Source organism: Paenibacillus sp. USDA918EY, assembly GCF_009870825.1.
Classification (GTDB): domain Bacteria; phylum Bacillota; class Bacilli; order Paenibacillales; family Paenibacillaceae; genus Paenibacillus_AQ; species Paenibacillus_AQ albilobatus.
On sequence record NZ_WTWY01000015.1, the window covers coordinates 103,357 to 126,088 of the forward strand.

General features: G+C 53.3%; 22 protein-coding genes. 20 read left to right on the plus strand and 2 right to left on the minus strand.

What is annotated here, in order from left to right; all coding sequences use genetic code 11:
• Positions 1-23: 23 nt before the first annotated feature.
• Positions 24-650: a transcriptional repressor LexA gene (gene lexA, locus GQY55_RS23880; RefSeq protein ID WP_160044420.1), complete on the minus strand. Its 627-nt coding sequence runs from the start codon at positions 648-650 to the stop codon at positions 24-26.
• Positions 651-844: 194 nt separating this feature from the next.
• Between lexA and GQY55_RS23885 the strand changes: the two genes are divergently transcribed.
• The 5 genes from GQY55_RS23885 (at position 845) to GQY55_RS23905 (ending at position 3,575) form a co-directional block, all read left to right on the plus strand.
• Positions 845-1,219, plus strand: coding sequence for a LysM peptidoglycan-binding domain-containing protein (locus GQY55_RS23885; protein ID WP_160044421.1), 375 nt, complete (start codon positions 845-847; stop codon positions 1,217-1,219).
• Between the two features lie 100 nt (positions 1,220-1,319).
• The gene (locus tag GQY55_RS23890; protein ID WP_160044422.1) at positions 1,320-1,514 is read left to right on the plus strand and encodes a DUF896 domain-containing protein; all 195 of its coding nucleotides are present in this window, start codon (positions 1,320-1,322) and stop codon (positions 1,512-1,514) included.
• Positions 1,515-1,547: 33 nt separating this feature from the next.
• The gene (locus tag GQY55_RS23895) at positions 1,548-2,090 is read left to right on the plus strand and encodes a hypothetical protein (RefSeq protein WP_160044423.1); all 543 of its coding nucleotides are present in this window, start codon (positions 1,548-1,550) and stop codon (positions 2,088-2,090) included.
• Positions 2,091-2,126: 36 nt separating this feature from the next.
• A complete protein-coding gene (locus GQY55_RS23900) occupies positions 2,127-2,930 on the plus strand; it encodes an HAD family hydrolase (protein WP_160044424.1) in 804 nt (267 codons plus the stop codon).
• Between the two features lie 231 nt (positions 2,931-3,161).
• Positions 3,162-3,575, plus strand: coding sequence for a FixH family protein (locus GQY55_RS23905; protein WP_160044425.1), 414 nt, complete (start codon positions 3,162-3,164; stop codon positions 3,573-3,575).
• Positions 3,576-3,673: 98 nt separating this feature from the next.
• Here the strand turns inward: GQY55_RS23905 and GQY55_RS23910 are convergent, their stop codons facing one another.
• The gene (locus GQY55_RS23910) at positions 3,674-4,216 is read right to left on the minus strand and encodes a 1,2-dihydroxy-3-keto-5-methylthiopentene dioxygenase (RefSeq protein WP_160044426.1); all 543 of its coding nucleotides are present in this window, start codon (positions 4,214-4,216) and stop codon (positions 3,674-3,676) included.
• A gap of 170 nt (positions 4,217-4,386) precedes the next feature.
• On the opposite strand from GQY55_RS23910, the gene metH reads away from it, so the two are divergent.
• The 15 genes from metH to GQY55_RS23985 all read left to right on the plus strand — a co-directional run bounded on the left by metH (position 4,387) and on the right by GQY55_RS23985 (position 22,724).
• Positions 4,387-7,830 carry a methionine synthase gene (gene metH, locus GQY55_RS23915; protein ID WP_160044427.1) on the plus strand — a complete coding sequence of 1,148 codons (3,444 nt, stop codon included), beginning with the start codon at positions 4,387-4,389 and terminating at the stop codon, positions 7,828-7,830.
• 163 nt (positions 7,831-7,993) lie between these two features.
• Positions 7,994-8,929 (plus strand): ribonuclease Z, encoded by a 936-nt coding sequence (rnz, locus tag GQY55_RS23920; protein ID WP_160044428.1) that lies wholly within the window; start codon positions 7,994-7,996, stop codon positions 8,927-8,929.
• 311 nt (positions 8,930-9,240) lie between these two features.
• On the plus strand, positions 9,241-10,044 hold the full coding sequence (locus GQY55_RS23925; RefSeq protein WP_160044429.1) for a TIGR01457 family HAD-type hydrolase: 804 nt from the start codon (positions 9,241-9,243) through the stop codon (positions 10,042-10,044).
• Positions 10,045-10,107: 63 nt separating this feature from the next.
• Positions 10,108-10,923: an Fpg/Nei family DNA glycosylase gene (locus GQY55_RS23930; protein ID WP_160044430.1), complete on the plus strand. Its 816-nt coding sequence runs from the start codon at positions 10,108-10,110 to the stop codon at positions 10,921-10,923.
• Positions 10,913-11,773 (plus strand): deoxyribonuclease IV, encoded by an 861-nt coding sequence (locus GQY55_RS23935; RefSeq protein ID WP_160044431.1) that lies wholly within the window; start codon positions 10,913-10,915, stop codon positions 11,771-11,773. The genes GQY55_RS23930 and GQY55_RS23935 overlap by 11 nt, the downstream gene beginning before the upstream one ends.
• A 33-nt stretch (positions 11,774-11,806) precedes the next feature.
• Positions 11,807-12,148 carry a cyclic-phosphate processing receiver domain-containing protein gene (locus GQY55_RS23940; protein ID WP_160044432.1) on the plus strand — a complete coding sequence of 114 codons (342 nt, stop codon included), beginning with the start codon at positions 11,807-11,809 and terminating at the stop codon, positions 12,146-12,148.
• Entirely contained in the window at positions 12,145-12,465 is a 321-nt protein-coding gene (locus tag GQY55_RS23945) for a thioredoxin family protein (RefSeq protein ID WP_160044433.1), read from the plus strand. The genes GQY55_RS23940 and GQY55_RS23945 overlap by 4 nt, the downstream gene beginning before the upstream one ends.
• A complete protein-coding gene (locus tag GQY55_RS23950; RefSeq protein WP_160044434.1) occupies positions 12,462-13,235 on the plus strand; it encodes an ABC transporter ATP-binding protein in 774 nt (257 codons plus the stop codon). The genes GQY55_RS23945 and GQY55_RS23950 overlap by 4 nt, the downstream gene beginning before the upstream one ends.
• 7 nt (positions 13,236-13,242) lie before the next feature.
• Positions 13,243-14,301 carry an SAM-dependent methyltransferase gene (locus tag GQY55_RS23955; RefSeq protein ID WP_236575828.1) on the plus strand — a complete coding sequence of 353 codons (1,059 nt, stop codon included), beginning with the start codon at positions 13,243-13,245 and terminating at the stop codon, positions 14,299-14,301.
• A 205-nt stretch (positions 14,302-14,506) separates the two neighbouring features.
• Positions 14,507-15,985: a protein kinase domain-containing protein gene (locus tag GQY55_RS23960; protein ID WP_160044477.1), complete on the plus strand. Its 1,479-nt coding sequence runs from the start codon at positions 14,507-14,509 to the stop codon at positions 15,983-15,985.
• A gap of 33 nt (positions 15,986-16,018) precedes the next feature.
• On the plus strand, positions 16,019-17,149 hold the full coding sequence (locus tag GQY55_RS23965) for an SAF domain-containing protein (protein WP_160044435.1): 1,131 nt from the start codon (positions 16,019-16,021) through the stop codon (positions 17,147-17,149).
• 37 nt (positions 17,150-17,186) lie between these two features.
• Positions 17,187-17,903 carry a hypothetical protein gene (locus GQY55_RS23970; protein ID WP_160044436.1) on the plus strand — a complete coding sequence of 239 codons (717 nt, stop codon included), beginning with the start codon at positions 17,187-17,189 and terminating at the stop codon, positions 17,901-17,903.
• Positions 17,900-18,745: a hypothetical protein gene (locus tag GQY55_RS23975; RefSeq protein WP_160044437.1), complete on the plus strand. Its 846-nt coding sequence runs from the start codon at positions 17,900-17,902 to the stop codon at positions 18,743-18,745. Before GQY55_RS23970 ends, GQY55_RS23975 begins: the two co-directional genes overlap by 4 nt.
• Positions 18,746-20,656, plus strand: a complete 1,911-nt coding sequence (locus GQY55_RS23980; protein ID WP_160044438.1) for an ATPase, T2SS/T4P/T4SS family — start codon at positions 18,746-18,748, stop codon at positions 20,654-20,656.
• Positions 20,646-22,724: a hypothetical protein gene (locus GQY55_RS23985; RefSeq protein WP_160044439.1), complete on the plus strand. Its 2,079-nt coding sequence runs from the start codon at positions 20,646-20,648 to the stop codon at positions 22,722-22,724. Before GQY55_RS23980 ends, GQY55_RS23985 begins: the two co-directional genes overlap by 11 nt.
• Positions 22,725-22,732 lie beyond the last annotated feature (8 nt).

Below are 22,732 nucleotides of genomic sequence, written 5' to 3' on the forward strand. Positions count from 1 at the left end.
CGTTGATGAATCCAAAAAAAGGATTAATGAATGTCACGGAACAAACCGACAACTTTGCCGAGGATCGTGACGTGGTTCAAGCGCAAAGGCTCATAAGAAGGATTCTCCGGTTGGAGACGGATGTGATCCTTTTCTTTATAGAACGTTTTTACGGTAGCTTCGTCCTCATCGGTCATGGCAACGACAATATCGCCGTTATCCGCGGTCTGCTGCTGGCGGACGATGACATAGTCCCCGTTGTGAATGCCCGCCTCGATCATGCTGTCTCCGACGACGGAAAGCATGAATACTTTCTCATCCCCGACATAATGCTGAGGCAGAGGGAAATAATCCTCGATATTCTCCGTAGCGGTAATCGGTACGCCGGCCGTAACCTTACCTACTACGGGAACACGCGCGATCGTTTGCGTGAAAAGGTTGCTGCTTTCGGACTCTTCCTGACCCAAAATCTCAATGGCCCGAGGTTTCGTAGGGTCCCTGCGGATCAACCCCTTCTTCTCAAGCCTGTCCAAATGGCCATGAACCGTCGAGCTGGAAGCCAGACCCACGGCTTCGCCGATTTCGCGAACGGAAGGCGGATACCCCTTGGCCCGGACTTCGTTCCTTATAAATTCCAGTATCGCTTGCTGCCGGCTAGATATCTTCGACATTCCCCATCAACCCCATTAGTAACGTTTGGTAAAAGTATACCATAGAACTTCCGTTCGTACAAACACAAGTTCTAAAAATGAGAACATGAATTTTCCTTTCGTAAGAACAATTGTTCGAAAAAACTATTGAACAAAACATGTGTTCGTGTTATATTGTTCTCATACAAGAACAAACGTTTGGAGGAACAGTTAACATGTTAAAATATAGTACATACCAAAGCATATATAATCATGAAATGACGGAAACGGGACGCGGCGGCTTGATGGACCGGTTGCCGGTGCTGCGGGTCATGCTCACGCGCCGTTTGATGCTGAAGCTGCTGCTCGCAGTCGTCATCATATCCGCAGGATGTACAGGCATGGTGCGCGTATTTGCAGGTTCTCCACAAGATGATACGCAAGTGGAGCAGGTTGTCGTTGCCCAGGGAGATACGCTATGGGAGATCGCGTTGAACCACAAACCGAAAAACATGGATACCCGTGCTTATATTCGGATGATTAAGGAGATGAACCATCTAAAGACCAGCGGCATACAAGCCGGCGATGTTCTTTCTCTTCCTATATATTAATAGTCGTTTTACGCCGAAGAGCTTGGTAAGGTTAACGCCTTGACAAGCTCTTTTTCTCATGGCAAAGTTAGGTATGAATTGATTAATGGAGGAGTTATACATGGATATCGACAGCTTAGTTCAGCGCATTAACGAACTTGCCCGGAAGGATAAGGAAACGGGTCTGACGAAGGAAGAAACCGAGGAACGCGCCAAACTGCGCGAAAGATATCTCCAAAACGTCCGCCGCAATTTCAGAGCCCAATTGGATTCGATCGAATGGGTTGAAGATCGTGAAGGCGGAAAGCGCAAATAAAATAAGGAACTGAATGGTTAAGGGGGTAAAACGATGTCCCGATCCTGGGAAAGAATGGTTCAGAAAAACTCGACACAACTAAACAAACAGCGCAAAAAGCAAGGCAAGCCTTCGCTTTATTCCTCGAACGGATCCGCCACGGCCGACATATTCAGAGGGCGCAACTTCGTGCTTCCGATCACGTTGGTGGCGCTTGCCGTAGTTTACCTTTTGCTCGGCATGGCGAGCCAGCAGGCCTCGATGAACACTTCGCTGAATTGGATCGTTGTAGGGCTGTATGTCCTGCTGGCGGTGATGATTTTTCTGCGCCGTCCGTTTCTTAAAGTGGACAAAAACACGCTTTCGACGGTCAAGTTCAATCGCGACCGCCGCTTGACCGCGGATCAAATCGCAAAAATCAAAGCCGGATCCGGCTCGATCGTGATCGAACTTCAAGGCACGAAAGGAAAAAACGGCAAGGTTTCAAAAGGGGGAAACTGGGTGTTCACCCGCTTGATCAACCGTTACGATACCGATGCCATGGCTGCGCGTCTCGAACGTTTTGCCGAAGCACACAAGATTCCGTTTGAAAAATAATAAAATAGATAACTTGTTGGGAGAGGGATGGGGAAGATGGGTGTATCCGCTGTTTTTTTTGATTTGGACGATACGTTGTTGTGGGACGAACGAAGCGTGAAGGAAGCTTTCCGGGCAACCTGCGAAAAAGCGGCAGCCAAAACGGGAATCGATGCCGACGAACTTGAAGCGGCCGTCCGCAAGGAAGCGCGGGCGTTGTACGAAACGTATGATACGTATGCATTTACGGCGATGATCGGCATTAATCCGTTCGAAGCTTTATGGGGCGACTTTACGGTAGGGCAGCAGCCCGAATTCCGCCGCATGGCCGAAATCGTTCCTGAGTACCGGAAGGAATCCTGGCGCCGCGGGTTAGCCGAGCTTGGCGTCGAAGACGAACAGCTGGCCGATGAGTTGGCGAAGCAATTCGGGGTGGAAAGACGGGCCCGTCCCCACGTTTATGAGGAAACGTTTCAGGTGCTGAAGGAGCTGAAGGGGAACTACAAGCTTTTGCTGCTGACAAACGGTTGTCCCGGCCTGCAGCAGGAAAAGCTGGACGGCGTGCCGGAACTTGCCCCTTTCTTTAATGAAGTGGTCATCTCGGGTAATTTCGGAAAAGGCAAGCCGGATCCGGGCATTTTTGAACATGCGCTCTCCCGTATGGACGTAGCGCCGGAAGAAGCCGTCATGGTAGGCGACAAGCTTTCCACCGACATTAAAGGCGGTTTGGCCGCCGGATTGACGACCGTCTGGATCAACCGCAACGGAAAACCTTATCATTCCAACATCCAGCCCCACTATGAAATCAAACATCTATCCGAACTTCACGGCATTTTGGAGTCGTTGAAGGAACAAAGATAAGCCGAATGTAAAGAGTTTCACCATGTGAATCAAAGTCTGCCATACGCGTCTATTCGCTGCATGCGCAGACTTTTTCTTTTGTGCCTAAGAAAATGGCCGTATGCTTTCATCATGATTTGTCAATAAATTGTGAACGTGCCGCCGTTTTGGAAGCATTAAAAACATGTATAATATTTTGAGGCGACGTGAAACGCATACATACATGCAGAATACGTAAGGGAGTGGCAGGAAATGAAAAACAAATTGGGCTTGGCCGGAGTCGCTTTGCTTGTCGTATTGGCTTTAGCCGGCTGCGGCAGCAGCGGCGGACATGACGGCATGAATATGGACGAAGGCATGATGGAGCCTTTGAAAGTCGATTTAAGCTTGACGCCGGAGCAGGCGAAAGTGGGAGAAAAGGTTTCGATCGAAGCCCATGTCACGCAAAAGGATAAAAACGTGGATAAAGCGGACAAAGTGGAGATCGAAATCGTTAAAGAAGGAGACAGCAGCGTGCATGAAAAGGTGCCGGCGAAAAATGCGGGAGACGGGAAATACGTGCTCGAAAAAACGTTCGACAGCGCCGGAGACTATAAAATCACCTCTCATGTAACCTACGGACCGCAGCATACGATGCCGACCAAAACGTTGACGGTCAGCGAATAAATGCATTCTAAGCAAAGCAAAACCCCGCCCTTGATCAAGGAGCGGGGTTTTTGGCTTTGAAAATGACTGAAAAATGCATGTTCGTTTATTGTCGTGCGTTAGGCTTTTTGGAAGCTTGGGTCTTCGACGGGGTAAGCCACCCAGCCGTTCTTTTCGATAAAGAGACGTATGGCAATGATTTGGCGGTTGTCCATCAGCGTGAAGAAATGGTTGGTGTTTTCGGGAACCGAAATGACGTCGCCGGCATCCAGCTCCACGTTGAAATATCCGAGATCGCCGCTGCCTTTGATGACAAAAATGCCTTTGCCGCCGACGATCGCGCGGATTTCATCTTCCGTGTGGGTATGAACCTCTTCAAACTTGTTCAGCAGCTCTTCCAAGTTCGGCGTCGCCTCGGACAACGTGATCACGTCCCAGATTTGATAGCCGCGGCGCGCCGCCAAATCGCGGATTTCCTCGTCGTACACCTTCAGAATTTCGTTTTTTTGCTCATCGTTTAATTGGTAGTTATTTTGAAGCTCGGCCGGAAGCTTGGAGGCGTCCCATTTTTCAAACAACACATTTTGTTTGTTTAAAAATTCACGAACATTATCGTCACCGGTGATTCTTTCGTTCGTATTGCGGATTACAATTTCAGCCATGTGCTTTCCCCTCTTTTCCACTTGGATTAATTCATATTATAACGAGGCCGCCATTTTTTGTCGATGCGTTTCTTTCGCGTTGATTGCAGCCGGACCGCCGTTTTTGGCACTTTTCTAAAGGTAGGGATTCTGCTAAACTAGAATTTAACGTTTCGCGAGGGGGAAAATGAATGAACAGACCTAGCTTGCAGGAAATCATGAAAGACCGAATATTGATACTCGATGGTGCCATGGGTACCATGATCCAGCAGGTCCAGCTCGGTCCCCAGGATTTTGGAGGAGAAGAACTCGAAGGCTGCAACGAGATGCTCGTGCTGACGCGTCCGGATGTCATCGAAGAGATCCATGAAAAATATCTGGAAGCAGGAGCGGATCTGATCGAAACGAATACCTTCGGCGCAACGTCGGTTGTGCTGGCGGAATACGATATACCTGAAAAAGCCGCGGAAATCAACCTGAAAGCGGCGGAAATCGCCCGCCTGGCGGCAGACAAGTTCAGCACGCCGGACAAGCCGAGATACGTGATCGGAGCGATGGGGCCGACGACCAAAACGTTGTCGGTAACCGGCGGCGTAACGTTTGATGAACTGGTTGCCAGCTACAAGGAGCAGGCGATGGCTTTAATCGAAGGCCGCGTTGACGCGCTGCTGCTTGAAACGAGCCAGGACACGCTGAACGTCAAAGCCGGGAGCATCGGCATCCGCCAAGCGTTTGAAAGCAGCGGCACGACGCTGCCGGTCATGATCTCGGGCACGATCGAACCGATGGGTACGACACTTGCCGGGCAAAATATCGAAGCTTTTTATATTTCGCTGGAGCATTTGAACCCGATTTCGGTCGGTCTCAACTGTGCGACAGGCCCCGAATTTATGCGGGACCATATCCGGTCTTTGTCCGCCATGGCCAAGACGGCCATAAGCTGCTATCCGAACGCCGGACTGCCGGATGAAAACGGAAATTACCACGAATCGCCGGATTCGCTGGCACACAAGATGGAAGATTTCGCGAAGCACGGATGGTTAAACATTGCGGGCGGCTGCTGCGGAACGACGCCGGATCACATCCGGGCGATGTCCGAGGCGATGGCGAAATACGAACCGCGTCCGCTGGAAGGTTTCCACGCGCCGGCGATCTCCGGCATCGAACCGGTTTATATCGAGCAGGATAACCGCCCGTATATGGTTGGGGAAAGAACGAACGTCCTCGGCTCCCGCAAATTCAAGCGGCTCATCGTCGAAGGCAAATTCGAGGAAGCTTCCGAAATCGCCCGCGCCCAAGTGAAAAACGGCGCCCATGTCATCGACGTGTGCGTTCAGGACCCGGACCGGGATGAAACGGAGGACATGAAAAACTTCCTGGAGTTGGTCGTCAAAAAGGTCAAGGTGCCGCTCATGATCGATACGACCGATGCGGCGGTCATTGATCTGGCCTTAAAATATTCGCAGGGCAAATCGATCATTAACTCCATTAATCTTGAAGATGGTGAAGAAAAATTCGAAAAGGTGACGCCGCTCATCCACAAATACGGTGCGGCCGTCGTTGTCGGGACCATTGACGAAACCGGACAGGCCATACATCGCGACGACAAGCTTAAAGTCGCCCAAAGATCTTATGATCTTCTCGTAAACAAGTATAAGCTGGCGCCGGAGGACATCATCTTCGACACGCTCGTTTTCCCTGTCGGGACAGGGGACGAGCAGTATATCGGCTCCGCCAGGGAAACGATCGAGGGCATCCGGTTGATCAAACAAGCGATGCCGGAATGCCATACGATTCTCGGGATCAGCAACGTGTCCTTCGGGTTGCCGGAGGCGGGGCGCGAGGTGCTCAATTCGGTATTCCTCTACGAATGCACCAAGGCCGGCTTGGATTACGCGATCGTCAACACGGAAAAACTGGAGCGTTACGCCTCGATTCCGGAAGAAGAGCGCAAGCTCGCGGAAGCGCTGATTTATGACACGAACGACGAAACGCTCGCTGCGTTTGTCGCCGCATTCCGGAATAAAAAGGTCGAGAAGAAAGAAAAGCTGTCCAACCTGACGCTGGAAGAACGACTTGCGTCCTATGTGGTGGAAGGCTCCAAAGAAGGCCTGATTCCGGATCTCGATGCCGCTCTTCAAAAATACGGCGCGCTGGAAATCATCAACGGACCGCTGATGACGGGCATGGCAGAAGTCGGCAGGTTGTTCAACAACAATGAGCTGATCGTCGCCGAGGTGCTGCAGAGCGCGGAAGTGATGAAAGCGTCCGTATCGTACCTGGAACAGTTCATGGAGAAAAACGAAACCTCGGTCAAAGGCAAAATGCTGCTCGCGACCGTCAAAGGCGACGTGCACGACATCGGGAAAAACCTCGTGGAAATCATTTTGTCCAACAACGGTTACGAGATTGTCAATCTGGGCATAAAAGTAGCACCGGAAACAATTATCGAAGCTTACCGCAGGGAAAAAGCCGATTTGATCGGCTTGTCCGGACTGTTGGTCAAATCGGCGCAGCAAATGGTCGTTACCGCCCAGGATTTGAAAAACGCGGGCGTGGATGTGCCGATTTTGGTTGGCGGCGCCGCGTTGACGCGCAAGTTCACGAAGACCCGGATCCGTCCGGAATACAACGGGCTTGTCGTATACGCCAAAGACGCGATGGACGGGCTCGATTTGGCGAACAAGCTGATGGACCCGGTTCAGCGCGAAGCGATGAAGGCGGAAATGGACGCCGAATTAGAAGCGCTCAAGGCGGAAGGCGAAAAACGCCAGGAGCTGCCTGAAATTACGCGCGCGGCCAAGTCCAACGTATCGACCGACGTACCGGTGTTTATGCCGCCGGACTTGGAGCGTCATATCATCCGGAATTATCCGATATCCCACATCGTTCCATACATGAATATGCAGATGCTTCTAGGGCATCATCTGGGGCTGCGCGGGCAGGTGGAGCAGCTTTTGACCGAAGGCAACGAAAAGGCTTTGGAATTGAAAGCGACGGTCGACGGCTTGCTTGAGCAGGCGGTTTCCGAAGGCATCATTCAGGCGCATGCGATGTACCGTTTCTTCCCGGCCCAATCCCGGGGGAACGATATCGTCATTTACGACCCAGAAGACGTGAGCAAAGTGCTTCATACGTTCACCTTCCCGCGTCAAAACGTGCCGCCGTTCCTATGTCTTGCGGATTTTCTGAAGTCGCACGACAGCGGGCAGATGGACTATGTCGGATTTTTGGTGGTCACGGCCGGCCAAGGCATTTCGAAACTGTCGTCCGAGTGGAAGGACAAAGGGGATTATCTCCGCTCCCATGCCTTGCAGTCGGTGGCGCTTGAAACGGCCGAAGCGCTCGCCGAGCGCGTGCACCATATCATGCGCGATACTTGGGGATTCCCGGATCCGGCGGATATGACGATGAAACAGCGGCACGGCGCCCGTTACCAAGGGATCCGCGTTTCGTTCGGTTACCCGGCTTGTCCGGACCTCGAAGATCAGGGTCCTCTGTTCAAGCTGATGCAGCCCGAAGACATCGGCGTTCATCTGACGGAAGGCTTCATGATGGAACCGGAAGCATCGGTTTCGGCCATGGTGTTTGCCCATCCGGAAGCGCGTTATTTTAATGTTGACAAGGCAAAATGATCTACGGATCCTAAACGGATGAAGCGGGCAAAAAATCCTCCTGTTCGGGAGGTTTTTTTGCCGAAATGAAAGCTGCCAGGCTTGTTTCGAGGAAACGGCCGCTTGATGAAGACGGGAGCGGCCGTTTCTTGTGCTGACATATAGGGAAAGAAGGTTGCTTGTTATGGAACTTGAATTTTTGGGGACCAATGCCGGAGTGCCCTCGCTGCAGCGGAACGTCACGTCGATGGCTCTGCGCATGTTCGAAGAGCGGCGAACGTTTTGGCTGTTCGATTGCGGGGAAGCGACGCAGCATCAGATTCTGCGATCTTCGTTAAAGCTCAGCAAATTGGAGAAAATTTTTATAACGCATCTGCATGGCGACCATATCTTCGGGCTCCCCGGACTGCTGTCCAGCCGGGCATACCAAGGCGGCACGACGAAATTGACCGTGTACGGGCCACCGGGAATCAAACAGTATATCGACGTAAGCCTCACGCTTAGCCAATCCAGAATCGAATATGAGCTTGAGGTGGTCGAACACGCCGGGGGACTCGTATACGAAGACGAGGACATCGCCGTCGAGTCGCTGCTGCTGGATCACCGGATCGACAGCTACGGCTACCGCATCACGGAGAAGGACAAGCCGGGAAGCCTCGACTTGAAACGGCTGGCCGAATACGGTCTGAAACCTGGACCCGCCTACGGACGGCTTAAAAGAGGCGAAAGCATCGACCTCGAAAACGGAATGACCCTCCATCCGAGCGACGTGCTTGGAGCTCCGAAGAAGGGGCGGACCGTCACGGTATTGGGGGATACCCGTCCATGCGGCAATGTGTTGAAGCTCGCCCGGGACGCGGATTTGCTTGTGCATGAAGCAACGTTTATGGATGATCTCAAGGAATCGGCGTACAACTACCATCACAGCACGTCCGTCCAGGCTGCCGAAGCGGCGGCCGCCGCCGGAGCCAAGGAACTCATCCTGACTCATTTCAGTTCGCGGTATAAGGATATGGAGCATTTAAAACCGCTGCTGGAGGAAGCCCAGTCCGTGTTTCCCAAGACGCTTCTTGCCGAAGAGCTGATGCTGTTCCCCGTGAGAAGGCATGATGAAGGATAAAAAGACGAAATCCCCATTTACAGAAAGACTCCGCAAGGAGTTCTTTTCTTTTTGGATTGCCGGGGAAATCAAATTATTTTCCGGGAAAGCGCAGGAAATGACATAAGGCACCAGCACCTGCCATCGGGCGGTTGTGTCAGCGGACGTTCTTTGGCGAACCTCGCAGAAAAAATGTTTAATGAGTCGCGGCGTGGGGGCAAGAAGTACGGAGAAGTTGCGGCATTCCTTCAATTTTTTTAAAATAGAACTGGCGTCATGAGGGAAATCCCCTCTATGATTGCCAAGGTTTTCGAAGAAAAGAGGAAGCTGTTATGGCCCAAAATGAAAAGACAAAAGCTCTTTTGATCGATCTTGACGGAACGTTGTACCACGGCAAACACCGGATCCCCGGTGCGGACGAGCTGATCCGGACGTTAAAGCAGCAAGGGGTTCCTTATCTGTTTGTGACGAACAACTCTTCCAGAACAGCGGAAGGCGTAGCGTCGCATCTAAACGGGATGGGGATTCCCGCCGAACCCGGAGACGTATGCACATCGTCGCTTGCCGCCGCCGAATACGTCGCCGGGGAATCACCCGGAGCATCGGTGGCTATGCTAGGAGAAGAAGGATTGAGAGAGGCGCTGCTCGATGCCGGATTACATATCGTTGATGAAAACCCGCAATATGTGGTGCAAGGAATCGACCGTTCGTTTACATATGAAAGTTTGGCCCAAGCCGTGCAATGGATCCGCGCGGGCGCCGCATACGTGTTGACCAATCCGGATCTTCTGCTCCCTTCGGACCATGGGCTCGTTCCCGGCGCGGGTTCGCTTGCCGCGTCCATACGGGCCGCATCGGGCGCGGAGCCGGTCGTTATCGGCAAACCGTCGGGACATCTCATCAAATATGCGACGGACAGGCTGGGCATTTCCCCGGGGGAAGCGACGATGGTGGGCGACAACATGCGCACGGATATCGCTGCCGGAGCGGCAGCGGGATGCCAGACGATTTTGGTTTTAACGGGATTAACGACCGAAGAGAACCTGAAGGCGCAAATCGAAGGGGCCGGCGTTAAACCGGATGTCATTTGCAAAAACCTGCACGAGTTAACGGAAATGATCCGTTCGAAATCATAGGCCTGACAAAGATTTTGATATCCTATAAGTCATCCATGCTGTAAACGAAAGGAAGATGAACGAATGCCGGAACTGCCGGAGATGGAAAATTACCGAAGACTGCTGACGGAACATATCATTAACCAACCGATCACCCGGGTGGTGATCAATCGGGAGAAGTCGCTGAATGTCCCGGCCGAACGTTTTATTCAGGAATTGATGGGCCAGCGCGTTGTTTTCGTGGAAAGAAGGGGCAAATTCCTTGTGTTCCATTTGAACAACGGCCGGCGTTTGCTGCTGCATTTGATGCTCGGCGGCATGCTGTTTTACGGAACCGAAGAAGAGCGTCCAAGCCGGAATACGCAGGTAGAGATCGCTTTCGGGTCAAGTACGCTCTATTTTATCGGGCTTCGCCTCGGGTATCTTCATCTGCTGTCTGCGAAGGAAACCGAAGAAACGTTGAAGCCGCTCGGGCCGGAGCTGCTGGACCGCCGAATGAACAAGGAGCGTTTTATAGCGCTGGTGAAGGGCCGGCGCGGTTCCTTAAAAAGCCTGCTCGTCAATCAGCACGTCATTGCCGGGATCGGCAACTGTTATGCGGACGAAATCGCGTTTGAGGCAGATCTGCTGCCGTCGGCGAAAATACAGGACCTGTCCGAGGAAACGCTGGGCCGATTGTATGATGCCGCCGTCAAAGTGCTGCCGGATGCGCTGGAACACGGCGGATATATGGAGTCGCCTTTTATGGCCGGCGATACGTTGACCGGAGGTTATGACGAAATGTGCAAGGTGTACGACCGCGATGGGGAAAGCTGCGTTCGCTGCGGCGGGGTCGTCACCCGAATCGAATTGACGGGCCGAAAAGCTTTTTTCTGTCCGTCCTGCCAGCATGAGCGTTAAAAGACGAATCGGCTGCCATGTCAGCACCCGCGGCGGGTTTGGGAGAGCCGCCCGGCGGGCATGGGACATGGGGGCAAAATCGTTTCAATATTTTCCGAAAAATCCGCGCAGCCTTTCGATCAAAGAGCTTGATGGATCGGCTGCGGCGGATTGCTTTCGTTTTTGCCGGGAAATGGATTTGCCGAGCATCGCCCATACGCCTTACCCGGTTAATATCGCGATTGGAGAAACCCGCGGCCGGGATCTATACGACGCCACCGTCGCTTCGCTCAAAAACGACTTGATCATCGCCGAAGCCTGCGGCTCCGTAGGCATCGTCGTGCATTTCGGCCATTTGAAAAGCAGCGACCCGTTACAGGGCTATAAAAATATAATACAATGTTTAAATGAAACGCTTGGCGGCTGGCAGGGCAAGGCTAAAATTTTGCTCGAAAACCAGGCGGGGCTGCCCGGATCGATGGGCATTACGCTCGAAGAACTGGTCTATGTCAGAAATTTGGCCGATGAGCCGGAGAAAATCGCGTTTTGTCTGGATACCTGTCATGCTTACGCATCAGGAACGTGGAAACCGGACCAAACCGACCGCTTCATGGAACGGGGGCGGGAGCTTGGGTATTGGCAAAACCTGGCGGCCGTTCACCTGAACGGCTCCAAATATCCGTCCGGCTCGGGCAAAGACCGCCATGCCAGGATCGGTGAGGGCTGCATCGGAGCGGAACGTTTGGCCGGCCTCATTTCGTTTCCGGAGTTTGAAGGCAAACCGGTCGTTTTGGAGACGGATCCGGGTCCGGACGGTACGCACGGGGACGAATTCGAATTGCTGCACCGCCTTTTGGGAGAGAAAAAATAAAACGTTGGAAATCGGGAGAAAGGGGGGACGGACGTGCTGCATGTTTATCTGGATGATTACCGGCGCTGCCCGGACGGCTTCGTTTTGGCAAGAAACGCCCAGGAATGCCTGATCATGCTGGAGGAGTGCGAGGTCGGCATTTTGTCGCTGGATTACGACCTTGGCATCGGCGAGCCTACCGGCATGGATGTGGTGCGCGGCATGATCGCAGGCCAGCTGTTCCCGCGGGAAATCTTTTTGCATACGTCCAGCATGCGGGGGAAAAGGGAAATGTACGAGCTGCTGTACCAATCCGTGCCGGAGCACGTCAAACTGCATAACGGCCCCGTGCCCCAGGAGTTGCTGGAGCGGATCGCCAAGGAGGAGCGGGCATGAGGACGCTTGACGAGAGGCAGCTTTTGGAGGAGCTGTGGCGCAAAGGCGAGCCCTTGGCCGTTTTTCTGCACACTCCTTTTTGCGGAACGTGCAAAGTGGCGCGGAGGATGCTGGAGGTTGCCGAACATATGCTGCCGGACGGCTTGCTGCGCGAAGCGGACGTCAACATGACGCCGAAGGTGGTGGAGCAGTACAAAATCCGCAGCGTTCCCGCCCTGCTTCTTGCGGACAAGGAGCGGAGCGGAAAGCCTGAAATCGTTTATTCCATGGGATCGGTCGGAGACTTGTTAGCTCAAATAAGGGGAGTGCTTTCATGATTACGATGCGGGATGTGTCTCTGCGGAGGGAAGAAAACCAGATTTTGGACCATGTATCGCTGAACATTCAAAAAGGGGAAAACTGGGTTATACTCGGGCGCAACGGCTCCGGGAAAACGACGATACTCGAAATGCTGACGGGATATCTTTTTCCGAGCAGCGGCCGAATCGAAGTGCTGGGCAACGTTTACGGAGAATGCGACGTGCGCGAAGTACGCAAGGAGATCGGGTATATCAGTCCGAATCTGCTTGAAAAGCTCAATTTGAGCGATCCGGTGTGGGAAGTGGTTGCAACGGGCGCCTACGCTTTTTTGCGCTTTTATCAGGAAATACCCGAAGAGGTCAAGGAAAGGGCGCTGAAGCTGCTGGAAGAGATGAATTTGGGCAAGCTGTCCTACCATCCGCTCGGAACATTGTCGCAGGGCGAACGCAAAAAGGTTATGCTGGCGAGAAGCTTGATGAGCGAGCCGAAGCTGCTGATTATGGACGAGCCTTGCGCTGGCCTTGATTTATATGAACGCGAAAAGATGCTGGCGGAGGTTGAACGGCTCGGCGAACGCGACATCACCGTGGTGTATGTTACGCATCATGTCGAAGAGATCATGCCGCTGTTTACGCATGTGGCTTTGATCCGTGACGGAAAAATCGCCGGAGCGGGTCCGAAACAGGAAGTATTGAACGACGAAATGATAAAACAAACCTACGATATTCCGGCCCGGATCGAATGGGAGGGCGGGCGGCCTTGGATTAAAGTGGTTTCTGGAGGTTAATTCCGTTTTGGATGACAAAATATTGACGAATGACGAACAAAAACACACAACCACATCCCGGTTTATATGCACGGCCAACCACGGTTTCGCGCCTTATGCCCAAGAAGAGCTGCGCCGAAGATTCGGCAAGCTGAAAAGCAGCGTGCTCGTATCGGGCGAGGTTTTTCTCGTGACGCTTTTCGAGGAGGCGGAACAGGCGGTTGCGAACATCGTTTCGAATCCGCCGATTTTTCTGCGCCATATCCAGCCCGTGCAGCTCGAACTAAGGGCGGATGCCGATGAAGCTTTGGAGCAAACCGCCCAATATTTGCTTCGGCAGGACAAGCTTTACGAAGCGAGCATTTCGCTGCAGGCAAGAAAAGCGGAACGCAGCGTTGCGGCCGAGAGCGCCGGCGAGTTGCGCGAAAAGCTGCTGCAGCGTTTAACGGGGTTAAACGCCGATTTTGTCGTACGTGACCCCGAATGGGTCATCTCGGTATTTGCAGCGGAAGACATGCTGTATATCGGCGTTTCGAGCCCGGCGGAGAACCTGTCCGACTGGAGCGGGGGAGCGATCCGGTTTCAGCGGGAGGAAGGGCAAATTTCGCGGGCCAAGTTCAAATTGCTGGAGGCGGAACAAAGCTTCGGGATCGATTTTCGATCCTTCGGCAGCGCGCTTGACGTCGGTGCCGCTCCCGGGGGCTGGACCTCGTTCCTTCTGGAGCGTGGGCTCAAGGTAACGGCGGTTGACCCTGCCCTGATGCATGAGTCGCTGCGCAACCATCCGAACCTGCGGATTTTAAAGAAAAATGCATCCGAGGTTCGTTTTCGGGAAAACGAATTCGATCTGCTTGTCTGCGACATGAGCTGGAGCCCGAAACAGATGGTGAAGCTCGTAAAGGAACTTCTTCCAAGCCTGGGAACGGGCGGTACGGCCATCGTCACGGTCAAGCTCATGCACAAAAAGCCCATGGCGCTTATCGGTGAAGTCATCGCTTCCTTCGAAGAAGCGCAGATGCAGGTTCAGCGCGCGAAACAGCTGTTCCACAACCGGGATGAGATCACATTATACATGATTAAATATTAACATCCTGAATCGGCTCGGTTATTTAAGAGAGAAGTAGAATTTAGAAAATAACACTTTACACAGATATTCCCATTGCTTTATAATGATACCAAATCGACTATATGACCTTAAAAGGGAAAGCATCCCTGAGTAAAGCCTTACGGTTATCGTAAGCGTCTTTATCAGGGGGCTTTCCCTTTTTGTGTTGAAAGTGAGGGAACAGCATATGAATCATCCTTCCAAACTTCATGCCGGGCTTACGATGGGAGGAAGATACGAAATCGTACGCAAGATCGGGGAGGGCGGCATGAGCCATGTCTACCTGGCCGAAGATTTGAAGCTTCCCGGCAAGCTTTGGGCCGTGAAGGAGAGCGTTTCCGACCCGGGGCAATACGGCAGCATACGGGATGAAGCCCAGCTTCTCATCTCCTTGAGCCACGCCAGGCTGCCGCGGATCGTCGATTTTTTTCCTCCGGACGAGGACGGTTATACCTATCTGGTGATGGATTACATTCAAGGCATTACGCTGGAAAAATACTTTGCCGGTTACCGCGGCCGGATACCGGTGGATTCGATCCTTCAGCTCGCGGATCAGCTGCTGGAAGTGCTTGATTATTTGCATACGCATGAGCCGGTCATTATTTTCAGGGATTTGAAGCCTTCGAATATTATGTTGACGGAGCATTTGGAGCTTAGGCTGATCGATTTCGGCATCGCCCGGAATTACAAGCGGGAGCAGGCACAGGATACGGTCAAGCTCGGTACGGTCGGTTTTGCCGCTCCGGAACAATACGGCTCAGGCCAAAGCGACGCGAGATCGGATTTGTACGGTTTCGGCGCGCTGCTGCTGTACTTGTCGACCGGCGGGGCACACACCGAATGGACGGAGAAAGCCGAGCGGAGCATCCGTCCCGATTTGCCGCGCAAGCTCATGCCGATCATGCGCAAGCTGCTGCAGACGTCGCCGGAGAACCGCTACGCCTCGGCTGCCGAAGTCCGCGAAGAGATCGCCGCGGCCGTCCGGCTCGAGATGAAGCCCGATGCAAGGCGGGGCAAGGATATCGCAGGCAGAAAAAGCACGCAGGTGATTGCCGTGATGGGAGCAAGCGGCGGCACGGGGACGACGCATACGGCGATTGCCATCAGCCATTTTCTAGCGAGAGGCCGCGGCAAGGTGGCGCTCATCGAGATGAACGTCCGGTCTCCGGCATTTCGGAGGATACAGCAAATTGTTGACGGCGACCGTTCCGGCAGCCCCGGCAGCCGCAAGTTCGAGGTGCAGGGCGTGGATTATTGGCGGCAGACGGCAAGAAGCGACGTCATTTCATTATTGTCCGGCAGTTACGATTATGTCGTGATCGATTTGGGAACGTATCGGGAGCGGGAACGGCTCGAGGAGTTTCTGCGCGCGGATGTCCCGGTCATCGTCGCTTCCGGCGCGGAATGGCGCCAGCAGGACATCTTGGATATGGTCCACGGCTTGTCGCGGTACCCGCAGCAGAAATGGGTGTACTTTTTGCCTCTTGCCGGGGGGGATGCCGTGCAGCGGCTTCGCAGGCAGTTAAATTCCCCGCACGTTTTTTCGCTGCCGCTTCAAATGGATCCGTTCGACAAAAGCGAAGAGACCGACAAGGTTCTGGGCCGCGTTTTTCAGGGGCTGCCGGGCGGCCAGCGGAGAAGGAGATTCCGATTCGGGCTCACTTGATCCGCGATGAAAGAGAGGAGATGGTTCGAGGCAATGTCAAAGCTGAGACAGCGAACGAGGCATATGCTCTACGCCGGATTGGCGGGGGCCGCCGCCGTCGGCGTAGTGTTTGCGGGTTATGCGGCGGTTAGCGGCGTGAGGCATCATGCCAAAGAAAACGAAATCAGGGAGGAGTATCGCCGGCAAATCGCCAAGCTGGAGCAGGCGCGGCTGAATGAAGAGAAGCAAATGGTGTCGGGTTGGGCGCTGGCGCGTGACGTCGCCGCGGGCGAGACCGTCACTCCGAAAGATCTTGTGCGTGTCAGGCTGCCACAGGGGGCTGCTCCCGCCAATCTGCTCGAAAGCGGTGGCGACGGAGAGGTCAAAATCGCAAAGATCGAGTTGAGAAAAGGAACCGCGCTTACCGATGCCATGGTGTACGTCGCCCATCCGCTTCAGGCGGATTTGCGGAATAGGGAGCTGCAGGCGATCGTATTGCCTTCCGACTTGCGGCAGCATGATGTGGTCGATGTGCGCATTCAATTTCCGACGGGGCAGGATTACATCATATTATCCAAAAAGAAAATCGACAAGCTGCTTAGCCCGGCTATGTGGATTCAAATGACGGAGCAGGAGATGTTGGCATTGTCCAGCGCAATGGTGGATGCATATCTGCACGATGCCAAGCTGTACGCCGTGACCTACGTGGAGCCGGAGATGCAGGATAAAGCGGTCCCGACGTACCCGGTCAACAAGGAAGTGCTGAAACTGATCGCCAGCGACCCGAATATCGTGAACAGAGCGGAGCGTAAGCTGTCCGAAAGCATACGCGCCGCATTGGAAAAGGATTTGGAAAAAGCCGCGCCGGATAAGGCGGCCGGGAGCTTTGCGGAGTCGGAGTTCGCACCTTCCGGTTTAAGCGCCGGAATGTATCCGGGATCAATTGGTTCCGCCGGACAGGACCGATCCGGATCGGCCTTCCGGGACGCCACGTCAAACAACGGGAACATGGTAGAGCCGGCCCGGGCAGGCTCGAATTCTGCGGAAGGGCCATCCGGCGATCTATCTGCGGCCGATTCGAGCCAGGACAGCTTTTCCCTCGGGGACGTTCAGGATAACAAGCTTTTGGAAAAAAGCATAAAAGAAAACCAGGGAAGCGGAACACCGACTTCGGATCAACCATAGGCCGGCCGGAGAGTCGGGGAAAGGAGACGGACGGTCATTGAATAGTTGGATTTTTGCCGGCTTGTGCGACAAAAGCGACATGCTGCTGTACATATGCAAATTGCTTGCCGGCGGAGGCGGCAAGGTGCTGCTTGTGGATGCGACCGAGAAAAGAAAGTATCCCTATTTCGTCGGAGGGCTTGATGAGCGGCTGGGCATCACCGAGTTTTCCGGATTCGACGTCGCATGCGGCTTTGAGGATGCGGACGGTTTGGAAGCTCATCTGCAAAGCCATGGCGGGGGTTTTGAAAACTATGATTATGTAATCTACGATTTGGAGCTTCTGGGGTTCTGTTCGAAAGAGGATTGGGAACGCGCTTCGGCGCTCGTTTGGGCGACGGATTATGAAGTCTGGACATTGGAAGAGGGGGGAAGATGGCTGAAGCAAGCGGCTCATCGGCAGTTCGAACAAGGCGTGATCCCGGAAATGCGGAAGGTCGCCGTTCGGGCCGTCGACGAGTGGTTCGGCGATTCCTATCTGGACGGGTATTTTGCGGATCTTCCGGTCCGCTGGAAAGGAGAGACATTCGTCCTGCCGTGGAATGAACTGGACCTATCTTTAAAGCTTAGAAACGAACATACGAAAAAACTTGAAATGAAGCCGTTGACCCGGGGCTATAAAAAACAATTGTGCAACCTTGTTCAAAACCTCACGGACCGGGATCGAAAACAGGTACACCGCGCATTGCGGAATGCGGAAAGGAGAAAAGGATGAGTACGATTGCATTTTGGAGCCCACTATCGGGCGGGAGTGGGAATTCGGCGCATGCAGCGGCGACGGCCGCGGCGATAGCGATGGATTACCGGTTGAAATTGCTGCTTGTGCATGGCGGCACGGCCAAAGAAAGGGTGGAAGGCGCCTTCCCGATGTCGGCCCATACACTGGATCACGGATTGCTTTCTTTTCAGGATCATGGGATGGACGCGTTGGAAAGACTTTGCTTGAACCGCAGACTGACCCGAGAAAATTTGCAGGACTATACGCTCCCGCTTCTTCCGGACCGCCTCGATTTGGTCCAGGGGAACGCCAAGCCGGAGGGAACGATGCCCGGTTACCGGAAGCAGCTGCTGCAGTCTATATGCGCAGTGGCGAGTCAATGTTACGACCTCGTCATGCTTGATGCGGGAAGCGGGAACCCGAAGGAAGGAAGCGGTGACCATGCCCTGCTTGAAGCGGCGGACCTGGTCGTGGTCAGCCTGAATCAGGGCATCGAGGGTTTGGATTCGTTTTTTAAAGGTGGAAACTGTCCGCCGATGGTTAAGGAAAAACCGCATATCGTCGTGCTTGGCCGGTACGATAAATACTCCCATTGCACCTTGAATAACGTCAAGCGCAGGTTCGGTTATAAAGGCGGCGTGCATGGCATTCCTTACACGACGGATTTTTTGGATGCATGGAATATGCGCGGCGTTCTGCCGTTCCTGCAGCGAAGCCGCAGCCTGAACGGCAGGCAGCCGGCTGCAGCCTTTCTGGCAAGCATCCGCTCGCTCGCCAAAGACATTTTGACGCAGCTGGAAATGACCTCGTTGCTGAAGCTGGTCGAAAGGGGAGCGTAAATGATCTCCGGAATGATCGTCAACATTCTGATGATCGCGCTCATCGTTTTGTTCATCCTGCTGCTCCTTTACGTCAAATGGCTCGACTACCGGCGTCCGCCGGCCGTAAACCCTGCGGGGGGCAAACAATACACGATCGACACGATGACGGAATTCGTGAAGGAGACGCTGCATGAGCTGACCCACAGGCAGCTGACAGATCTTGGGCTTCACGAAGAGGAATACAGGCGGAGGATCAACAAGCGGAGCGAGCTGCGTAAAGCGCTGAAGGATTGCATTTCCGGCGATGTGCGCGAAAAACGATACGTCAAGCAGTTTATGGCCGATCTTCTTGTCAAAAGTTTCGGTCTCAATGAAGAACGGATTCAAGACGCGATTCCATTTGAGGACATCGGGCGGCTGACGCCCCAGGATCAATTTGAAATCATTTTTTATTTATATCAAAAGCAGTATGGCCCGGAGGCGTTGTCTATGTTGTTCGAACATTACGGACTGGCTGAACCCCGGATCCTGGACGGTTACGGGGATCAGCCGGTGTATGCCGTGACGGCGGAAGACATCGACCTGATATTTATGGCCGAATATCGCGATCTTGCGTTCAGCGAGAAGTTGGATATCGTCGTGCAGCGCATCTATCAGCAATATAAAGGATTTTCCGTCGTGGACGATTTGCGGGATCAGCGGATCGACGGCGTAAGCGGAGGGGTGAGCGGAATTTTGGCGGACGACGGGCTGCTTGACATGTATCCGGAGAATGCCGGTTTCCTATATCCGCCGCTGCATGAAGATTGCCGCAGGCCGCTCTCCGTGACCGAAAGCGTATGGGTGTTTTATAAAGGGAAATCGGTGCATATGTCCTTCCTTTCTTTCGGATCGGAGCTAGAGCTGAAACGGGTTTGCCAGAACATTTATAAATACAATCATCCAGGGCAGTTATCGGAATCAAGCGGCTACAAGGTCAATGAGATGAAGGACGGATCGAGGGTGGTCGTCGTCCGGCCGCCTTTTGCGGAGTCGTGGGCGTTTTTCGTGCGGAAGTTCGATATCCCGAACGCGTCCCTGGAACAGCTGGTTACGGGGGAAAACGCCGAACTGCCGATCGCGCTGCTTGGCTACCTCATGAAAGGCAGCAGGATCACCGCGATCACGGGCGCGCAGGGCTCCGGCAAAACGACGCTGCTGATGGCGATGGTAGAGCATATCGATCCTACATATACGTTGCGCGTTCAGGAAATGGCGTTTGAGCTTCATTTAAGGAAAATATACAGCCGGAGGAACATTCTTTCCTTCCGCGAGACGGAACGGATTACGGGGCAGGAAGGACTGGATCTGCAGAAGAAGACGGACGGTACGGTCAACATTTTGGGCGAAGTCGCAAGCGACGAGGTGGCCGCTTGGATGATTCAAATGTCGCAGGTGGCCAGCTTGTTCACCGTGTTTACCCATCATGCCAAAACGTTCAAGGACCTTGTGTTCTCCCTGCGGAACTCGCTTCTTAAAATCGGGGTGTTCCATCATGAACGGATCGCTGAGGAGCAGGTGATTCAGGTCATTAATTTTGACGTCCACTTGAAAAGGGACAAGGATGGCAGACGGTACATCGAACGGATCACCGAATGCGTGCCGCAAGCGGATGCGGCGGATCAAACCGAAAGCGGACGGAGCGGAGAGGAAACGCTCACGCCGATGCCCGGCGGTTTTCGCGGGCTTCAGGACGATGCAAGGAACAACGAAAGCCGAAGGCTGTTTCTTGCCCGAAATATTGTGGAATACCGGGACGGGCGGTATGTCGCCGCCAGTGCCGTTTCGGAGCGGAACGTGCTCGAGATGGCGGACCAGATGAGTCCTGAAGATGCCGGCATGTTCATCGATTTTCTAAACCAGCATTGGGGCGGACGTTATGAGTATTAAATCCATTTTGCTTGTCGTATTGGTTGCGTCTCTCGTTTTGTTTGCGTCGGCTTTTGCGGTTTTGGCCTGGATCGGCAGCAGGCGGAGGCAAGCCGTTCATTTGGAGTTTTTCGGAGCTGCGGGAAACCGCGGCATAGGATGGAAGGCCCATTGGAACCGTGCCTTGCAAAAAGCATACGTGCTGATGGTGCGGGTTCCGCTGCTATCGGCTTACATCCGCCGGATCCGAAAACGGCTTTCAGGCGTTCACGCCTATGATGAATTTAAGCTGAGACAAGAAACGGCAAAAATCACGTCAGCCATTTTAGGCTTGTTAAGCCTTGCGTCCGTTATTTTATTGCTGCTGAATCCGAGCTTCGGATTTTTGCTTCTGGTGCTGCTGACGGCGGTCATCATCAACAGCTTATTGGTCGACATGTACGTGAACCGCTTGGAAAAGCGGCTTCTGGTCCAAATGGTAGACCTGTTTTCGGAAGTCAGGCACCGTTACCAGCAGCATGAAATGATCGACGAAGCGCTTTACGAAGCGGCCGAAACGGCCGGCTACGAGGCAGCGGTCCATACCCGCAAAATCTATGAAGCGATAAATGCCAAGGACCCGGCGCAGGAGCTGGAAAAATACTACGAAACGGCTCCCAACCGATTTTTAAAGGCGTTCGCGGGCATTTCCTACATGATTATGGAGTTCGGGGACAAGGTGAAGGAGCAGGGTTCGATTTACTTAAAAGGGCTCAGCGGGTTGACCAAGGAAATCCATCTCGAGATTCTGCGCCGGGACAAGCTTGATTATCTTCTGAAGGGATTAAACGTGATCGCCCTGGCCCCCGTGTTTTTTGCCAAACCGATCGAACGATGGGCCCGGGGAAATTTCCCGGCCATGGACGCGTTTTATACAAGCAAACTGGGGTACGTGACCAAAATCGTTATTTACGTCGTGATTATTTTGTCTTTTGTGTTGTTGCAGCGGCTGCAGCAGGACAACGAAACGGCGTACCGATCGGCAGACCGGAAAAAGCCGTGGGAGCAATGGCTGTACTCTTTTTCCGCGATTCGGGCGGCTGTTTACTTTGCGGCTCCGCGATCCGGGACGCCGGCTTACGCCAAAATCATCCGTTTGCTTCGGGAGAGCAGCACCCATCTGCGGTACGAATGGTTTTATATCCGCCGGATTGCATTTTTCCTGTTGGCCTTCGCGGCGACGTTGACCTTATTCCTGTTTTTGCATCAATCGGCCCAAAAGCATATTCTGATCGATCCGGTGGAAGGAACGACCTTTTTCGGACAGGTATCGACTGAACAAAAGGCGGAAGGGCAAAAGCTCAGCGACCAGGACCGGGAAATCATGGAGGAGGTTGGCATGTCTCCCGGGGCCAGTTACGACGATATTGCGAGCCGTTGGACCATCAAACATGGGCAGGGAAACCCTTCGAACAAAGATACGATGGCGGCGGCCGCGAACCGGATCCTTGCCAAACTGAAAGCTTACAATGCGGAATATCTCAAATGGTGGGAACTGCTGTCCGCTTTTCTGGCGGCTTGGGCGGGATACCAGTTTCCGCTTTGGCTGCTTTACTTCCAGCGGAAGATTCGTTATATGGACATGCGGCATGAAGTATATCAGTTTCAAACCGTCATCTCCATGCTGCGGGAAATGGAACGGATTTCGGTGGAGGAGATTTTGGAATGGATGAATCGGTTCGCCATCATTTTTAAAACGCCGATACAAAAATGCGTGCTCCATTATGACCACGGGGCCGAGCAAGCTCTTGCCGTGCTGAGGGAAGAGGTCCGATTGACGGAGTTTCAAAGACTGGTGGACAAGTTGCTTTTATGCGTCGAAAAAATTCCGATCGCCCAGGCTTTTGACGATCTCGAAAACGAAATGGCCTTTTATTTCGAGCAGCGCAAGCAGGAATACGAAAAAATCATCGACACGAAAGCGGCGATCGGAAAGACGCTCGGTTTTGCGCCGATGTATGCCCTTGTATTTATGTACCTGGTCATCCCGTTGATCGTGATGAGTTTCATGCAGATGAATGTGTATTATGAACAAATCCAAAAAATTTAAGGAGATGT

What these genes read in the sequence shown, in the direction of transcription:
- GQY55_RS23925 (WP_160044429.1), top strand. Translation starts at nt 9,241, where the DNA reads ATGGCCCAAAATGAAAAGACAAAAGCTCTTTTGATCGATCTTGACGGA.
- GQY55_RS23950 (WP_160044434.1), top strand. Translation starts at nt 12,462, where the DNA reads ATGATTACGATGCGGGATGTGTCTCTGCGGAGGGAAGAAAACCAGATT.
- GQY55_RS23900 (WP_160044424.1), top strand. Translation starts at nt 2,127, where the DNA reads ATGGGTGTATCCGCTGTTTTTTTTGATTTGGACGATACGTTGTTGTGG.
- GQY55_RS23975 (WP_160044437.1), top strand. Translation starts at nt 17,900, where the DNA reads ATGAGTACGATTGCATTTTGGAGCCCACTATCGGGCGGGAGTGGGAAT.
- lexA (WP_160044420.1), bottom strand. Translation starts at nt 650, where the DNA reads ATGTCGAAGATATCTAGCCGGCAGCAAGCGATACTGGAATTTATAAGG.
- GQY55_RS23895 (WP_160044423.1), top strand. Translation starts at nt 1,548, where the DNA reads ATGTCCCGATCCTGGGAAAGAATGGTTCAGAAAAACTCGACACAACTA.
- GQY55_RS23930 (WP_160044430.1), top strand. Translation starts at nt 10,108, where the DNA reads ATGCCGGAACTGCCGGAGATGGAAAATTACCGAAGACTGCTGACGGAA.
- GQY55_RS23985 (WP_160044439.1), top strand. Translation starts at nt 20,646, where the DNA reads ATGAGTATTAAATCCATTTTGCTTGTCGTATTGGTTGCGTCTCTCGTT.
- GQY55_RS23885 (WP_160044421.1), top strand. Translation starts at nt 845, where the DNA reads ATGTTAAAATATAGTACATACCAAAGCATATATAATCATGAAATGACG.
- GQY55_RS23890 (WP_160044422.1), top strand. Translation starts at nt 1,320, where the DNA reads ATGGATATCGACAGCTTAGTTCAGCGCATTAACGAACTTGCCCGGAAG.
- GQY55_RS23980 (WP_160044438.1), top strand. Translation starts at nt 18,746, where the DNA reads ATGATCTCCGGAATGATCGTCAACATTCTGATGATCGCGCTCATCGTT.
- GQY55_RS23945 (WP_160044433.1), top strand. Translation starts at nt 12,145, where the DNA reads ATGAGGACGCTTGACGAGAGGCAGCTTTTGGAGGAGCTGTGGCGCAAA.
- GQY55_RS23905 (WP_160044425.1), top strand. Translation starts at nt 3,162, where the DNA reads ATGAAAAACAAATTGGGCTTGGCCGGAGTCGCTTTGCTTGTCGTATTG.
- GQY55_RS23910 (WP_160044426.1), bottom strand. Translation starts at nt 4,216, where the DNA reads ATGGCTGAAATTGTAATCCGCAATACGAACGAAAGAATCACCGGTGAC.
- GQY55_RS23935 (WP_160044431.1), top strand. Translation starts at nt 10,913, where the DNA reads ATGAGCGTTAAAAGACGAATCGGCTGCCATGTCAGCACCCGCGGCGGG.
- GQY55_RS23965 (WP_160044435.1), top strand. Translation starts at nt 16,019, where the DNA reads ATGTCAAAGCTGAGACAGCGAACGAGGCATATGCTCTACGCCGGATTG.
- GQY55_RS23960 (WP_160044477.1), top strand. Translation starts at nt 14,507, where the DNA reads ATGAATCATCCTTCCAAACTTCATGCCGGGCTTACGATGGGAGGAAGA.
- metH (WP_160044427.1), top strand. Translation starts at nt 4,387, where the DNA reads ATGAACAGACCTAGCTTGCAGGAAATCATGAAAGACCGAATATTGATA.
- rnz (WP_160044428.1), top strand. Translation starts at nt 7,994, where the DNA reads ATGGAACTTGAATTTTTGGGGACCAATGCCGGAGTGCCCTCGCTGCAG.